The sequence below is a fragment of the Halopseudomonas sp. genome, assembly GCF_036961105.1.
Taxonomy (GTDB): Bacteria; Pseudomonadota; Gammaproteobacteria; order Pseudomonadales; family Pseudomonadaceae; genus Halopseudomonas.
Genome location: NZ_JBALWW010000001.1, coordinates 439048 through 455234, shown reverse-complemented (window position 1 = coordinate 455234; position 16187 = coordinate 439048). Strand labels below are relative to the sequence as shown.

Below are 16187 nucleotides of genomic sequence, written 5' to 3'. Positions count from 1 at the left end.
CCGGTAGCACCCACAAAAAGACCGCCAACCGATTACTCGGCGGGCGGTCCGGGACAACCAGGCTCAGCTTATTTCAAGGATGAGATACAGGCATCGTTTGACTCCAGCCACTGCTGAATCTCGCCACGAATGCGCTTCTTGTCCAGTTTGCCAACGCTGGTCTTGGGCACTTCACTGACCACCGCAATCTGGGTCGGAATGGCCCACTTGTTGATGCGGCCTTCTTCAACGAAAGGCGTCAGGTGCTCACTCAAGGTCTGCGCAGTCACTTCCTGTCCGGGCGCCGGGACCACCAGCGCGAAGGGGCGCTCATCCCAGCGCGGATCAGGCACACCCACTACAGCCACTTCACGAATCGCCGGGTTGCGGCTAATCAGATCTTCCAGCTCAAGCGACGACAGCCACTCGCCACCGGTCTTGATCACATCCTTGATCCGGTCGCGGATATCGATAAAACCCATCGGGTCAATGGTGGCCACATCGCCGGTGTGCATCCAGCCGCCTTCCCACAGCTCCTTGCTCTTTTCCGGCTCACGGAAATAAGCCTGGGTCAGCCAGGGAGCGCGCAATACCAGCTCGCCCTGAGTCTTGCCATCCTTGGGCAGCAGCTTGCCCTCGGTGTCCATGATCTGCGCTTCGACCATGGGGCCCGGCACACCGGCCTTGATGCGATGGGCGATGCGCTGATCTTCACTGCCCTCTTCCAGCTCCAGGTTGATATAACCGGCGGAAATCATCGGGCAGGTTTCCGACATGCCGTAAGCCGCGCCCAGCTGCATGCCCTTGGCCTTGGCAGTCTCATACAGGCTGCGGTTCAAGGCGCTGCCGCCGATGATCACGCGCATACCGCCAAAGTCGAAACCTTCGGCACCCTTGGCATTGAGCAACATCTGCAGAATGGTGGGCACGCAATGCGAAAAGCTGACCTTGTGTTGCTTGATCAGATCGACCAGCAGCTCAGGCTCGTAGCGGCCCGGGTAAACCTGCTTGAGACCCAGCATGGTCGCGGTATAAGGGATACCCCAGGCGTGCACGTGGAACATGGGCGTGATCGGCATGTAGACGTCACGGTTGCCGAACTGGCGCACCGTGTCCAGCGCCGACAGCGAGGCCGCCTGGGACAAGGTGTGGAGCACCAGTTGGCGGTGGGTGAAATACACCCCCTTGGGGTTGCCGGTGGTGCCGGTGGTATAGAAGGTGGTGGCCACCGAGTTTTCGTCAAAATCGGCAAACTCGTAGGCCGGTTCGGCCGCCGCCAGCAGTTGCTCGTACTCGCCGGCGAAACCGGGAAGATCGGCTTCCTTGTTGTCTTCGTCGGTCAGCAGAATGGTAGTGGTGACCGTGGTCAGTTGGTCTTCGATGGCCTTGTAGATGGGCACGAACTCACTGTTAACCAGCACCACCACGTCTTCGGCGTGGTTCATGGTATAGAGAATCTGGTCTGGCGACAGCCGCACGTTGATGGTGTGCATTACCGCGCCCAGCATGGGCACGGCAAACATGCATTCCAGATAGCGGTGGCTATCCCAGTCCATCATGGCGACGGTATCGCCGGCCTTGACGCCAGCCTTGGTCAGGGCATTGGCTACGCGGCATACGCGCTCGTTGAACGTCGCATAATCGTACCGGCTGATATCCCGGTAGATGATTTCCTGAGTACGCTCGTAGCGCTGCCCGGACAGCAGCAGGTTCTTGATCAGCAAGGGCGTGGAGCGCGCCTCATCGGTAGGCTTGAGGATACGAGTATTAAGCATGAAATGACCTAGTCTTGTTGGGATTGTCAGGGCAGAAGAAGCGTGCCAGAGCCGCGCAGACACTATATCAAATAGCTTCAGGATAGCTCAGGTGGCGTAGTGCGCGATCCATCATACGGATTTTATTCGAGGCCATTAAGCGTATAATTGTAAACAAAAGTCGCTTTATGACTGAATCCTAATTCATAGTTTCAATCACAATAAAATGGAGTCCCCAGCATGTCTGATCAGAGCATTGTCATTGTCAGTGGCGCACGCACGCCGATGGGCGGTTTCCAGGGTAGCCTGTCTGGCGTCAGCGCCGTGGATCTGGGCGCCCTGAGTATCCGTGAAGCGATCAAGCGCGCCGGTATCGAGCCGGAGTCGGTCGAGGAAGTCATCATGGGCTGCGTGCTGCCCGCCGGCCTCAAGCAGGGCCCGGCCCGCCAGGCCAGCCTGAACGCCGGACTGCCCGCCGCCACCGGCTGCACCACCATCAACAAGCTGTGCGGTTCCGGCATGAAAGCCGTGATGCTGGCCCACGATCTGATCAAAGCCGGCAGCAACAGCATCATGGTGGCCGGCGGCATGGAAAGCATGTCCAACGCCCCCTACCTGATGGAAAAAGCCCGTACCGGCCTGCGTATGGGCCACGGCGAGATCAAGGATCACATGTTCCTCGACGGTCTGGAAGATGCCCGCACCGGCCGCCTGATGGGCTCCTTCGCCCAGGATACCGCCGCGCAACACGGCATCAGCCGCGAAGACATGGACGCCTATGCCATCGAGTCCCTGAAACGCGCCCAGGCGGCCATCGAGAACGGCTCGCTGGAGAAGGAAATCGTCCCGGTCACGGTGCAGACTCGCAAGGGTGAAGTGGTGATCAAGGATGACGAGCAGCCGCACAACGCCAATCTGGAGAAAATTCCCACCCTCAAACCGGCCTTCAGCAAAGAGGGTTCAATTACCGCCGCCAATGCCAGCTCCATTTCCGATGGTGCCAGCGCACTGGTCATCATGAGCGAAGCCGAAGCTCTAAAGCGTGGCCTCAAGCCATTGGCACGTATCGTCGGCCACGCGACCCAGAGCCAGGACCCCAGCGAGTTCACCCTGGCCCCGGTAGGCGCGATGCGCAACCTGTTCGCCAAGACCGGCTGGAGCAAGGATGATGTCGACCTGTTCGAGATCAACGAAGCCTTTGCCATGGTGACCATGCTGGCCATGCGCGAACATGACCTGGATCACGCCAAGGTCAACATCTACGGCGGTGCCTGCGCCCAGGGCCATCCGGTCGGCTCCACCGGTTCGCGCATCATCGTCACCCTGATTAATGCCCTGCAGAACACCGGCGGCAAGCGTGGCGTCGCATCACTGTGTATTGGCGGTGGTGAGGCGACTGCCATTGCGATCGAGTTACTCTGACCTCGTGCGTGGCGCTCGACCGTTTCAGATGAGTACGCCACACACTGCCCGTCTTTTGCTCTGACAGCATCTTCGCACCAAAATAGGTCGATGCACCGTCTCGGTGCTCGACCGCTGGGCACCATGCTCCAGCCTGCTTCCAAAACCCTGTTCCAGCAAAACCCACCTATAGAATAAGCCGCTGATTTAAAAAGCCTTTATTTGACAATGCGTGACATTGTCAAACTCTGGCACGGTCCCTGCTCTGCCCTTTATGCCTACAAGGCAGCTACCCGCGACGGACAGGAAACCGATGACTCGCTCATTTCAGGGGCACTACTCAGAATCACCGCAGCCACAGCGCCACGCCGTAGCGGTGTCGCGTCATATCCGCCTCCGGTTTCCGCTTAGCGGCACATCCCGCAGCCACCAACCCACCCGGTTGGCAGCGTGCGCCGATGCTCTGCATATGTTCTGCAGTAGCCAGCGCCATTGGTCTGGCTGCCTGATGCTGTCTCAACACCAATCACTGGACACAATCACAACAATGGAGATGTACCCATGAAACTGAAGAATCTGGTCAAGAAGGCCGGCGCGCTGGGCGTCGCTTGCAGCATGGCGCTGGGTGCGCTGAGCGTGCAGGCCGAAGAAACCATCAAGGTCGGCGTACTACATTCGCTGTCCGGCACCATGGCGATTTCGGAAACCACCCTGAAAGACACCATGCTGATGCTGATTGAAGAGCAGAACAAGAAAGGCGGCCTGCTCGGCAAGAAGCTCGAGCCTGTGGTAGTCGATCCGGCCTCCAACTGGCCGCTGTTTGCCGAGCGTACCCGTGAGCTGCTGGAGCAGCACAAGGTTGATGCCATCTTCGGCTGCTGGACCTCGGTCTCGCGCAAATCCGTACTGCCGGTGATCGAAGAGCTCAACGGTATGCTCTTCTACCCGGTGCAGTACGAAGGTGAAGAATCCTCGCGCAATGTGTTCTATACCGGCGCCGCGCCAAACCAGCAGGCGATCCCGGCCGTTGACTACCTCAAGGATGAACTCGGCGTTGAGCGCTGGGTACTCGCCGGTACCGACTACGTTTACCCACGTACCACCAACCGCATTCTGGAGGCCTACCTCAAGGCAGCCGGCGTCGCGGAAGAAGACATCATGATCAACTACACGCCCTTCGGTCACTCCGACTGGCAGAACATCGTGGCTGAAATCAAACGCTTCGGCAGCGCCGGCAAGAAGACCGCGGTGGTTTCCACCATCAACGGTGATGCCAACGTACCTTTCTACCGCGAACTGGGTAACCAGGGCGTATCCGCTGAAGACATCCCCGTGGTGGCCTTCTCGGTCGGTGAAGAAGAACTTTCCGGTATCGACACCACGCCGCTGGTTGGCCACATGGCCGCCTGGAACTACTTCATGAGCGAAGACACCCCCGAAAACGAAGCCTTCATCAAGACCTGGCACCAGTTCATCGGCGATGAGAAGCGCGTCACCAACGATCCGATGGAAGCGCACTACATCGGCTTCAACATGTGGGTGAAAGCGGTCGAGAAAGCCGGCACCACCGATACCGACAAGGTGATCGACGCCATGGTGGGTGTGGAAGTACCCAACCTGACCGGTGGCACCAGCAAAATGCTGCCAAACCACCACATCACCAAGCCGGTTCTGATTGGTGAAATCCAGGACGACGGCCAGTTCCTGACTGTCTCCAGCACCGACGATCTGGTGCCTGGCGACGCCTGGTCCGACTACCTCGAAGGCAGCAAGGATCTGAAGTCCGACTGGACTGCGCCCATCAGCTGCGGCAACTACAACACCAAAACCAAAACCTGCGTCGGCGCCCAAGCCGAATAACAAGCAGGACACACCGCTGGCGACCTGAGTCGCCAGCGGCACTAGCAGCAGCGGAGCGCCGCTGCTGTCTTGATTGCCCCCGAACCACACCTTCAGGACCGCAGTTATGAACCCACTTTGCCGCTTCACACCCCGGCATACTGCTCGCTTTCTGCACGCTGCGCTGCTCTGGCTGTTCTGCTTCAGCCTGTTGCCGCTGCACGCGAGCGCGCAAGAACTGGAAACACCCCCCGACACTCCGCCCGAAGCCCAAACCGACGCCGTGCCTGCCGCGCCGCACGGCTTCGAGCAACCCAGTTTCGAACAACTGGTACAACAACTGGCCGGCGGTAGCCTGCGTGACCGCGCCGCCACCGTGCAACAGCTCTCCAGCCAGAGCGATGAACGCCTGGCCGATATCTTCAACGCCCTGGTCAGCGGTGATTTGCTGGCCAACAAGGACAAACCACCGGTCGTGGCCATTCGCAATGGCGACCAACTGACTGACGCCCTGACCGGCGCCGAACTGGCCGACAGCAAGGGCCTGCGCCGCATCCCGGTAAATAACAGCCTGCGCACTCAGCTGCGCGGCCAGGTGGCGCAGCTCAACCTGAACCACCCCAACACCGATAAACGCTACGCCGCCGTGCAGCGGTTTATCCGTGACGGCGTGGATGCCGAGACCGCCGCCCTGCTGCGCGCGCATCAGGACGTGGAAGAGTCCGGCCGCGTGCAGGATGCCATCAGCACCGCGCTGGCGGTCTATCAGCTGCAGTCCGACGATCGCGACGTGCGCCTTGCTGCCATTGACGAACTCAGTGGCTCGCTGGAGCAGGAAGCACGCAATGCCCTGCGCGGTATTGCCGAGAACGATGCCGACGCCGAGCTTCGCGGCGCCGCCGCCGAGGCCATCGAATCGATTCAGGGCCGCATCAGCTTCTACCGCTTTGTCGAGAACCTGTTCTTCGGCCTGAGCCTGGGCTCGGTGCTGCTGCTGGCCGCCATCGGTCTGGCCATCACCTTCGGCGTGATGGGCGTGATCAACATGGCCCACGGCGAGCTGATCATGATTGGCGCCTACACCACCTGGGGCGTCCAGGTGCTCTTCCCCGATCTGATCGAGTGGAGCCTGCTGATCGCCATCCCGGCGGCCTTTCTGATTACCGCCCTGGTGGGTATTGCCATCGAACGCGGCGTCATTCGCTTTCTCTACGGTCGCCCGCTGGAAACCCTGCTGGCGACCTTCGGCCTGAGTCTGGTGTTGCAGCAAGCTGTGCGCACCCTGTTCAGTCCGCTCAACCGTTCGGTCAGCTCACCTGATTGGATCAGCGGCACGCTGAGCATCAACCCGGTGCTGTCGATCACCTACACCCGCCTGTACATCCTGATCTTCGGTCTGATGGTGTTCTTCGCGCTGATGCTGGTGATGAAACGCACCACGCTCGGCCTGAAGGTTCGTGCCGTGTCGCAGAACCGCGCCATGGCCCGCGCCGTGGGCGTGCGCTCCAGCTGGGTCGATGCGCTCACCTTTGGTCTGGGTTCCGGCGTTGCCGGTGTGGCCGGCGTGGCGCTGTCGCAGCTCACCAACGTGGGCCCCAACCTGGGCCAGGCCTACATCATCGACTCCTTCATGGTGGTGGTGTTCGGCGGCGTGGGTAACCTCTGGGGCACGCTGGTCAGCGCGATGAGCCTGGGTCTGATCAACAACTTTCTTGAGCCCTATGCCGGCGCCATGTTGGCCAAGGTACTGGTGCTGATCATGCTGATTCTGTTCATCCAGAAAAAGCCCAAGGGACTCTTCCCGCAGAAAGGACGGGCGGCGGCTGACTGATCGCCCCGCCATCCAGAGTCAAACGAATTCAACGAGGGAAGAAGTATGCTTACCCAACGACTGTTACTCAGTGATCGGGGCGGAATGCTGGTGCTGGGCCTGGTGGTCCTCATGGCGATTGTCGTGCCGTTTCTCAACCTGGCGGTGCCCAGTGATTCACCGCTGTACGTTTCCAACTTTACTGTCGCACTGCTCGGCAAATTTCTCTGCTTTGCCCTGCTGGCGCTCTCGGTCGATCTGATCTGGGGCTACGCCGGCATTCTGTCGCTAGGCCATGGCGCCTTCTTTACGCTGGGCGGGTACGGCATGGGCATGTACCTGATGCGTCAGATCGGCGACCGTGGTGTGTACGGTCATCCCGAGCTGATGGACTTCATGGTGGTGCTCAACTGGCAAGAGCTGCCCTGGTACTGGCAGGGTTTCGACATGTTCTGGTTCGCCATGCTGATGGTGCTGCTGGTGCCCGGTCTGCTGGCCCTGGTGTTTGGCTGGCTGGCGTTCCGCTCGCGGGTCACTGGTGTGTACTTTGCCATCATCACCCAGGCGCTGACCTACGCACTGATGCTGGCGTTCTTCCGCAACGAAATGGGCTTTGGCGGCAACAACGGCCTGAACGATTTCAAGGAAATCCTCGGCTTTGATCTGGCCGCCAAGGCGACCCGCGTGGGTCTGTTCATCGCCTCCGCCATTGCATTGGTGATCGGCTATCTGGCCTGCCGCTACATAGTGACCTCACGCGCCGGCCGGGTGATCGTCTCGATCCGCGACGCTGAAAGCCGCACGCGCTTCTGCGGTTATCAGGTAGAAAGCTACAAGCTCTGGCTGTTTGTGTTCTCCGCCATGCTGGCCGCCGTCGCTGGCGCGCTCTACGTGCCGCAGGTGGGCATCATCAACCCCGGTGAGTTCTCGCCGCTCAACTCCATCGAAATGGTGGTGTGGGTCGCAACCGGCGGGCGCGGCACCCTGTTTGGCGCCATCGTCGGTGCCTTCAGCGTCAACTACGCAAAAACCTTCTTTACCACCTTCTCGCCGGAAACCTGGCTGTTCATTCTTGGCGGCCTGTTCGTGCTGGTCACGCTGTTGCTGCCACAGGGGATCGTCGGCCTGTTTGATCGCCTGCGCCGCAAGGGAGACAAATCATGAACCCGCTTAATCGCCTGCGCGAAACCTGGCGCCCCGATCAGGTGTTCGACATCGTTCAGCCCACGCCGACCTTCGACAAGTCGCTGGACACCAAGCACGGCCCGATTCTCTATGTTGAAGACGTCAGCGTCAGTTTTGATGGCTTCAAGGCGCTGAACAACCTCAACCTGTACATAGACGACGGTGAGCTGCGCTGCATCATCGGCCCCAACGGCGCCGGCAAGACCACCATGATGGATGTGATCACCGGCAAGACCAAACCCGACACCGGCAGCGTCTATTTCGGTCAGCGTATCAATCTGCTCAAGCTGTCCGAGCACGAGATCGCCCGTGGCGGCATTGGCCGCAAGTTCCAGAAGCCGACCATCTTCGAGGCGCTCTCGGTATTCGAGAATCTGGAGCTGGCCACCGCTTCCAACAAGCATGTGTGGTACACGCTGAACAAGCACCTCAGTGGCGAGCAGCGCGACCGCATTGATGAAGTCCTCACCCAGATCGGCCTGACCAGCCACTATCAGCAGGAAGCCGGTGCGCTCTCCCACGGCCAGAAACAATGGCTGGAGATCGGCATGCTGCTGGTACAGAACCCCCGCGTACTGCTGGTGGATGAGCCGGTCGCCGGCATGACCGGTGAAGAGGTTGAACACACCGCGCAACTGCTCACCTCGCTCAAGGGCCGTCACTCGGTGATCGTGGTCGAGCACGATATGGCCTTTGTGCGCTCCATCGCCAACAAGGTCACGGTGCTGCACCAGGGCTCGGTGCTGGCCGAGGGCAGTATGGATCAGGTGCAGAGCGATCCGCGTGTGGTCGAAGTTTATCTGGGGGAATAAGACGTGCTGAACATTCAAGGCATTAACCAGTACTACAACCAGAGCCACATTCTCTGGGATCTTGATCTGGAACTGAAAGAAGGCAGCTGCAGCTGCCTGCTGGGGCGCAACGGCGTGGGCAAGACCACGCTACTCAAATGCATCACCGGCCTGCTTCCGGTGCGCGACGGACAGATGAGCCTCAAGGGGCAGGACATCACCCGCATGAGCACCGAAAATCGCGCCCGCTCCGGCATCGGCTACGTGCCACAGGGCCGCGAGATATTCCCGCTGCTGACCGTTGAGGAGAACCTGAAGATCTCGCTGGGCGCGCGCCCCGATAAGGCGCGGCAGATACCTCCGCAAATCTACGAGCTGTTCCCGGTACTCAAGGAAATGAAACATCGCCGCGGTGGTGACCTCTCGGGCGGCCAGCAACAGCAGTTGGCTATCGGCCGCGCGCTGGTGCTCGACCCCAAGCTGCTGATTCTGGACGAGCCCACCGAGGGCATTCAGCCCAACATCGTGCGCGACATTGGCGAGGTGATCCGCAAGCTGAACAGCGAGCTGGGCCTGACCGTCCTGCTGGTCGAGCAAAAGCTGCCCTTCGCCCGCCGCGCGGCCGAGCACTTCTTCATCATGGAGCGTGGCCGCGTCGTCGCCAATGGCGAAATGACCGCGCTGGACGATGAGCTGATCCAGCGTTATCTGACCGTCTGAAGACAGCAGCCTGAGGCCCGAGCGCGGGCCCCGGGCACTGTTTCGCCTGCCAAGCGCTACCTGCATCACAAAGGCTCCATAGCGATGTTGCCGTTACGTGCCGGGCTGCAGAAAATGCCGCGTCACTTGCACACGAGGACCACCGCATGTCGGGCTACTCCGCGCTCATCCCCGTACGGCCTTTTGCACTGCTACCACCTCGGCACGCGCCAGCACCACAACCCCAGCCGAGCTCGCCCAACCCCTATGCCACCACGCTCAAAACCGCATTGGCGGCAGAAGACCGCGTCCTGCGCTGCATGGTGTTCGCACCCCTTGCATTCCCGCTGCATGCCCCAGCCTTGCTGCTTGCAGCTGGTCTGGAGATATTCGCTGCCGCCCTGGTGGATACCGCGCTGCTGCCAGCCGAGCTGCAGAAAAAACAGCAACGCGCGTGCCGCTTACCCTGACCAGCATTTATAACGGGCCATTCACCCGTCGCGCCAAGCTTGCCTTAATCAAACGACTGTTCGACACTGGCTGCCACATTTTCATTTGCACACCGTAAATCCGCACATAAGGGAAGAATCCATGAGCGATATTCGTTTTGACGACAAAGTCGTCATCGTCACTGGCGCCGGCGGCGGTATCGGCCGCGCCCACGCCAAGCTGTTCGCCAAGCACGGCGCCAACGTCATAGTCAACGACCTGGGTGGCAGCACCCAGGGCGAGGGCGCCAACAGCGACGCCGCGCTCAAGGTCGTGGAAGAAATCAAGGCTGCTGGCGGTACTGCCGTTGCCAACCCCGACAACGTGATTGATGGCGACAAGATCGTTCAATGCGCCATGGACAACTTCGGCCGCGTCGACGTCGTCGTCAACAACGCCGGCATCCTGCGCGACAAGAGCTTCGTCAAGATGACCGATGCCGACTGGGATCTGGTCTACAAGGTCCACGTTGAGGGCGCCTACAAGGTTACCCACGCTGCCTGGCCCTACATGAAGGACAGCAACTTCGGTCGCGTCATCTTCACCGCGTCCACCTCCGGCATCTACGGCAACTTCGGCCAGGCCAACTACGGCATGGCCAAGCTGGGCCTGTACGGCCTGACCCGCACCCTGGCCATCGAAGGCCGCAAGAACAACATCTTCGTCAACGCCATCGCCCCCACCGGCGGCACGCGCATGACCGAAGGCCTGTTCCCCGAAGGCGCGTTTGAAAAGCTCAAGCCCGAGCTGGTCAGCCCCCTGGTAGCCTTCCTCTGCTCCGACGACTGCAAGGAGACCGGCAGCCTGTTCGAAGTCGGCGGCGGCTGGATGGGTAAAGTACGCTGGGAGCGTTCACTGGGCATTGGCTTCAACCCCGATGAAGGCTTCACCCCGGAAGACGTTGCCGCCAACTTCGAGCAACTGTGCAGCTTCGAAGGCGCCGTACATCCGAAGGACAACATCGAAGCCCTGCGTGAGTTGATGGCCAATATCCAGAAATTTGCTTAACCGCAGCTGCAAGCTTCAAGCGGCAAGTGACAAGCTGAAGGTCAAAAGCTGGAAGCAAGCGTGATAAGCCCGCCCCCTGATGCAACCGGGGGCGGGCTTTTTTTGTATCCGATTGCCCTGCACCACATGTAGGGCGGGTAACGCCGCAGGTTTACCCGCCATGGCGGATGGCTTCGGCCATCCGCCCTACACCACAAAAAAGCCCTCACTGTTTCCAGTGAGGGCTTTTGCTTGTTGCTTGTTGCTTGTTGCTTGTCGCTGCCTGCTACGTTAAACGTAAAAGGCTTCAAGCGGCGGGAAGCCGTTGAACTCGATGGCGCTGTAACTGGTGGTGTAGGCACCGGTCGAGAGCCAGTACATGCGGTCGCCGATGGCGAGGTTCAGCGGCAGGCCGTACTTGTAGTTTTCGTACATGATGTCGGCGCTGTCGCAGGTCGGGCCGGCGATCACGGCTTCTTCCAGTTCGCCCTGCTTTTCGGTCCAGATCGGGAACTTGATGGACTCGTCCATGGTTTCGATCAGGCCGGAGAACTTGCCCACGTCGGTGTACACCCAGCGCTCCAGCGCGGTGTGCGACTTGCGTGACACCAGCACCACTTCGCTGACCAGAATACCGGCGTTGGCGATCAGCGAACGGCCCGGTTCGAGGATGATTTCCGGCAGCTCGTCACCAAAGTCTTCCTGCAGGAAGCGGGTGATTTCTTCCGCGTAGGTCTGCAGGGTGTTGGTCTTGGTGATGTAGTTGGCCGGGAAGCCACCACCCATGTTGATCATCTTCAGGACAATGTTGTCCTCTTCCTTCAGACGCTCGAAGATCACCTTGACCTTGGCGATGGCGGCATCCCAGGCGCCGATGTCGCGCTGCTGGGAACCCACGTGGAAGGAGATGCCATAGGGCTCCAGGCCCAGCTCCTTGGCCAGTACCAGCAGGTCCATCGCCATGTCGGTCTGGCAACCGAACTTGCGCGACAGCGGCCAGTCGGCGGTGGTGGAGCCTTCGGTCAGGATGCGTACATAAATTTTCGAGCCCGGCGCGGCCTTGGCGATGTTGCGCAGGTCGGCTTCGGAGTCGGTGGCGTACAGGCGCACGCCCTTTTCGTAGAAGGCGCGGATGTGACGCGCTTTCTTGATGGTGTTGCCGAAGCTGATCTGCTCCGGCTTGACGCCCAGCGCCAGCACCTTCTCCAGCTCATAGATGGAGGCGATGTCGAAGTTCGAGCCCTTGTCGCGCAGCAGCGAGAGCACTTCGTTGGCGGGGTTGGCTTTTACGGCGTAGTAGACCTTGGCGAACGGAAAGCCGTCGACCAGCTCGTCGTAGGCACGGTCAATGGTTTTCAGATCAACGACCAGGAAGGGGGTTTCACGCTGGTCAGCGGCGGCCTTCAGACGGCTGAAGGTGTCACGATCGAAGTAGTCGTCAAGTTTGATGGACATGGCGTCGGCTCCAAAGCATTAAGTTCGGGTGACGGACCGCGTGGGGACGAAAAGAGGATCAGATATGCAGGGCAGAGGTGCACACGCACGCCCCGCTCGATGAGCAGGAGCCTGAGGTACGCCTTCCGACGGAAGCGACTCTGAACGCTTTCAGCCAACACACAACCCGGGGGTGCGAACGTCTGATCAGTATCCCCACTTTGGTTCGCCTACTTCCCAAGGCGTGCGCCGAAAGCAATAAGCCCGCTCTGTTCTGCGGTCTTGCTGTCTCGTCGTCAGTACTTGAGCCGTATGGATCGTGCCAGCCTCAACGTTCGGTGCGAACCATAAAACCAAGTGACCTTAGGGTCAATAGTAGCCAAAAAAATAAGGCACTACCGGATACAGACCTGCGGTTTGCCGGGCTGGTTCAATAAATGCATTGTCAATGCAAATAAGAACACCTATCATTTGCACCTCAAAATTTTCTCTGGAGCATACCGTGAGCACTGCAGCTACCAGCAACGCCTCAGGCGAAGCCGTCACCACCGCCTCCAACAGCACAATTTCTACCGCCCCTGACGCCCTTGCCGGCGCAGCCAGCAGCGTCGATCCGACCCAACTCCCCGCAGAGCAGATGGTAAACGCTGCGCATGACAGCGCCGTGGCATCGATGTCCATGGCAGAAACCCTGCAGGGCTGGCTGGTGGTCGGCGGCCCGGTGGTATGGATTCTGCTGGCCATGTCGGTGGCCGCGCTGAGTATTCTCTTGATCAAGTTGTGGCAGTTCAACATGCCGCGCCCAGAAGGTGGCCGCGCAGTGAACCGCAGTCTGTCGCTCTGGCACAAGGGCGATGCCGAAGGCGCTATCGCGCAACTCAATACCCGCCAGACAGTACCGGCGGTACTGCTGCTGGCCATGCGCGGTATGCGCAACGGCACCGATCAGACGCTGCTGCGAGAAGAGCTGCAACGCGTGGGCAGCTATCGGCTGAACCAGCTCAAGCTGCTGCTGCGCCCGCTGGAAGTGATCGCCAACCTGGCGCCGCTACTGGGCCTACTGGGCACCGTACTGGGCATGATCGAAGCTTTCCAACAGATGGAATCTGCCGGCAGCCGGGTTGACCCCTCGATTCTCTCGGGCGGTATCTGGCAGGCATTGCTCACCACCGCAGTGGGTCTGGCCGTAGCCATCCCGGTGGTGGCGATTCACAGCTGGCTGGAGCGCCGGGTCGAGCGCATCGCCGCGAGCCTGAATGATGCGGTAACCCAGGTGTTCACCCATCAGCCCAAACCCCAGCACAGCGCGAAGGTGGCCAATGCAGCTTGAGGCCTTTCCGGGCAAAAAGCGGCGCGGTATCAGCCTGACACCGCTGATTGATGTGGTGTTCATTCTGCTGCTGTTCTTCATGCTGTCTTCGGACTTTATGCACTGGCGGCAGATCAGTCTGTCTTCGGCTAACGAGACCGAGAGTGAACCTGATAACGTCATGTTGATTCGCATTGAAAGCGACACCGGCGAGCTGAGCCATGATGGCAAGCGCTACGCCCTGCAGGATTTGCCTGCGCTGGCCGCTCTGGTGGCCGAGGATCCTGAAGCCGTCTATGCGGTGGAGTCGGTGCCGGGCGTACGCACCCAGACGCTGGTCAGCGTGCTGGACCAGTTGCACAAGGCCGGTGCCGACAAGGTGTCCATGACCGGGGTGCTGCCATGAACTTTACCGGGCACGAGGCGCCGCGCAAGGACAATAGCGAAGATCAGTTGATTCCGCTGATCAACATCGTCTTTCTGATGTTGATTTTCTTCATGGTCGCCGGACAGATCAGCGAACAGGACGCGCAGTTTATCGCGCCGCCGGAGTCCATCAGCGAAACGCCGACAGATGCCGATGCGCCGCGTGTGCTGATTGATGCTGACGAGGTGCTCTGGCTGAACGATCAGGAGATTGCCCTGGAGGCGCTGGAAGCGCCGCTGGTGCAGGCGTTCGAGCAGGCTGGCGACCCTGAGACGTTCAGCATTGCGGTCAAGGCGGATGGTCAGGTGCCGGTGGAAACCCTGCAGGCAGTGATGCGCAGCATCAAGGCCGCCGGCTTCCGCAGCATTACGCTGCTCACGCAGCCCAGTGGGGAGGCCGGATGATTCGTCCTCGACACTGGCTGATTGCTTTCTTGCTGGCGGCAGGCGTGCATCTGGCGGCCTTTGCCGTGCTGGCTTACCACAAGCCCACAGGCGATGCGGCCGATGCCGGCTTGCAAGGTATCGAGATCGACCTGGGCATGCTTGGCGATCTGGGCGAAGCCCAGGAAACCGAGCAACCCGAGGAAGTGGCTCCACCGCCGCCTCCCGCAGCCAAGCCGCCACCACCTCCACCGCCTCCTGCACCGCCGCGCCAGCAGGCCGTGGCCAAGGTTAAAACGCCACCCAAGCCGGAGCCAGAGCCGCCACGCGAACCGGAACCGGTAGCCGAAGCAGTTACCGCGCCTGCTGCCGTGCAGACTGGCGAAAGCCAGGCCGACGCCAATAAACTGAAGCAATCAACCGGTTCTGGCAATGCATCCACAACAGGCGGTCAAAGCAGTGCGACCAAATCCTACTATTCGATGCTGGCTTCGCAACTGGCGCGCAACAAGCGTTATCCCTCAGCCTCGCGCCGGCGCGGCGAAGAAGGTGTTGCGACGCTGTTCTTTGTGGTTGCCCGCGATGGCTCGGTGAGCCAGGCCAGCATACGCACCAGCTCGGGTTCACGGCGCCTGGATGAAGCGGTGCTGGATATGCTCAAGCGCGCCACTCCGCTGCCGGCGTTCAACGCCGACATGTCGGAGCAGCAGCTCACTATCGTCATCCCGGTGGAGTTCAAGCTGAACAACCGGCGCTAGCCTAAGGGCGGACAAGGTAGACCTTGTCCGTCCCCGGCAACCGCAGACCTCAGGTCCCCTCTGGCCGGCGCTGACGCTCGTAGAGAAAAGTCAGCACCTCGGAGCGCAACTGGTTGTAGCGCTCATCACTGGCCAGCGCCAGGCGATGGCGTGGCCGTGGCAAGTCTACCTCCAGCACCTCGCCCACGGTGGCAGAAGGGCCGTTGGTCATCATCACTATCTTGTCCGACAGCAGCACGGCTTCATCCACATCGTGGGTCACCATGATCACGGTGTTGTTCAGATGGCTCTGAATCTCCATGACCGAGTCCTGCAAATGCGCGCGCGTCAGAGCGTCCAGAGCGCCAAAGGGCTCATCCATGAGCAGCACCGAGGGCTCCATTGCCAACGCCCGCGCGATCCCTACCCGTTGTTTCATCCCGCCGGAGATCTCCGCAGGATACTTGTGAATGGCATGATCCATGTGCACCAGCTTGAGGTTGTGCTCTATCCATTCACGCATCTCGGCACGATTCTTTCTGCCCTTGAACACGCTCTTGACCGCCAGTTCAACGTTCTGATAGCAGGTCAGCCAGGGCAGCAGCGCGTGGTTCTGAAACACCACGGCGCGCTCCGGTCCCGGCTCGTTGACCTCCTTGCCGTTGAGAATGGCGCCGCCCTCGGTGGCCTGCGCCAGCCCGGCGACTATGTTCATTACCGTCGACTTGCCGCAGCCCGAGTGGCCAATGATGGACACGAACTCGCCCTTGGCGATCTTCAGGTTGACCTTGTTCAGCGCCCGAAACGGGCCCTTGCGGGTCGGAAAGTCGATGGAAACGCCCGAAAGCTCTAGAAAGCAGCGGTCTCTGTTGCTGCTGGCTTCACTGCCTTGTTGCGCTGTCACTTCAGACGCTGTCTCTGCCACATTCAGCTCGCGTTTGAGCATTTGCACGACGGACATGG

15 protein-coding genes are annotated in these 16187 nt (G+C 60.3%); 12 read left to right on the top strand and 3 right to left on the bottom strand.

The window, feature by feature from the left end:
• Positions 1–68 precede the first annotated feature (68 nt).
• Positions 69–1754 (bottom strand): fatty acid--CoA ligase, encoded by a 1686-nt coding sequence (locus V7756_RS02060; protein WP_335608497.1) that lies wholly within the window; start codon positions 1752–1754, stop codon positions 69–71.
• Positions 1755–1973: 219 nt separating this feature from the next.
• Between V7756_RS02060 and V7756_RS02055 the strand changes: the two genes are divergently transcribed.
• The 8 genes from V7756_RS02055 to V7756_RS02020 all read left to right on the top strand — a co-directional run bounded on the left by V7756_RS02055 (position 1974) and on the right by V7756_RS02020 (position 10955).
• Complete coding sequence (locus V7756_RS02055; RefSeq protein ID WP_335608496.1) at positions 1974–3155, top strand: acetyl-CoA C-acyltransferase; 1182 nt, start codon at positions 1974–1976, stop codon at positions 3153–3155.
• 540 nt (positions 3156–3695) lie between these two features.
• Positions 3696–4994, top strand: coding sequence for an urea ABC transporter substrate-binding protein (urtA, locus tag V7756_RS02050; RefSeq protein WP_335608495.1), 1299 nt, complete (start codon positions 3696–3698; stop codon positions 4992–4994).
• A gap of 106 nt (positions 4995–5100) precedes the next feature.
• Positions 5101–6804, top strand: a complete 1704-nt coding sequence (gene urtB, locus V7756_RS02045) for an urea ABC transporter permease subunit UrtB (RefSeq protein WP_335608494.1) — start codon at positions 5101–5103, stop codon at positions 6802–6804.
• Between the two features lie 84 nt (positions 6805–6888).
• Positions 6889–7947, top strand: coding sequence for an urea ABC transporter permease subunit UrtC (gene urtC / locus V7756_RS02040; RefSeq protein WP_335608638.1), 1059 nt, complete (start codon positions 6889–6891; stop codon positions 7945–7947).
• Entirely contained in the window at positions 7944–8780 is an 837-nt protein-coding gene (gene urtD, locus V7756_RS02035; RefSeq protein WP_335608493.1) for an urea ABC transporter ATP-binding protein UrtD, read from the top strand. Before urtC ends, urtD begins: the two co-directional genes overlap by 4 nt.
• Positions 8781–8783: 3 nt before the next feature.
• Positions 8784–9479, top strand: coding sequence for an urea ABC transporter ATP-binding subunit UrtE (gene urtE, locus V7756_RS02030; RefSeq protein WP_335608492.1), 696 nt, complete (start codon positions 8784–8786; stop codon positions 9477–9479).
• 146 nt (positions 9480–9625) lie between these two features.
• The gene (locus V7756_RS02025; protein WP_335608491.1) at positions 9626–9928 is read left to right on the top strand and encodes a hypothetical protein; all 303 of its coding nucleotides are present in this window, start codon (positions 9626–9628) and stop codon (positions 9926–9928) included.
• A gap of 121 nt (positions 9929–10049) precedes the next feature.
• Positions 10050–10955 carry an SDR family oxidoreductase gene (locus V7756_RS02020; RefSeq protein WP_335608490.1) on the top strand — a complete coding sequence of 302 codons (906 nt, stop codon included), beginning with the start codon at positions 10050–10052 and terminating at the stop codon, positions 10953–10955.
• 270 nt (positions 10956–11225) lie between these two features.
• Here the strand turns inward: V7756_RS02020 and V7756_RS02015 are convergent, their stop codons facing one another.
• Positions 11226–12389: a type III PLP-dependent enzyme gene (locus V7756_RS02015; RefSeq protein WP_335608489.1), complete on the bottom strand. Its 1164-nt coding sequence runs from the start codon at positions 12387–12389 to the stop codon at positions 11226–11228.
• 481 nt (positions 12390–12870) lie between these two features.
• Between V7756_RS02015 and V7756_RS02010 the strand changes: the two genes are divergently transcribed.
• Genes V7756_RS02010 through V7756_RS01995 form a run of 4 tightly spaced genes read left to right on the top strand, consistent with a single transcriptional unit; the run spans position 12871 to position 15245 of the window.
• Positions 12871–13698 (top strand): MotA/TolQ/ExbB proton channel family protein, encoded by an 828-nt coding sequence (locus tag V7756_RS02010; protein WP_335608488.1) that lies wholly within the window; start codon positions 12871–12873, stop codon positions 13696–13698.
• Positions 13688–14083, top strand: a complete 396-nt coding sequence (locus V7756_RS02005; protein WP_335608487.1) for an ExbD/TolR family protein — start codon at positions 13688–13690, stop codon at positions 14081–14083. The genes V7756_RS02010 and V7756_RS02005 overlap by 11 nt, the downstream gene beginning before the upstream one ends.
• Entirely contained in the window at positions 14080–14508 is a 429-nt protein-coding gene (locus tag V7756_RS02000) for an ExbD/TolR family protein (protein ID WP_335608486.1), read from the top strand. Before V7756_RS02005 ends, V7756_RS02000 begins: the two co-directional genes overlap by 4 nt.
• Positions 14505–15245: an energy transducer TonB gene (locus V7756_RS01995; RefSeq protein ID WP_335608485.1), complete on the top strand. Its 741-nt coding sequence runs from the start codon at positions 14505–14507 to the stop codon at positions 15243–15245. Before V7756_RS02000 ends, V7756_RS01995 begins: the two co-directional genes overlap by 4 nt.
• A gap of 49 nt (positions 15246–15294) precedes the next feature.
• Here V7756_RS01995 and V7756_RS01990 read toward each other — a convergent pair whose 3' ends face one another.
• Positions 15295–16185, bottom strand: coding sequence for an ABC transporter ATP-binding protein (locus V7756_RS01990; protein WP_335608484.1), 891 nt, complete (start codon positions 16183–16185; stop codon positions 15295–15297).
• Positions 16186–16187: the final 2 nt, after the last annotated feature.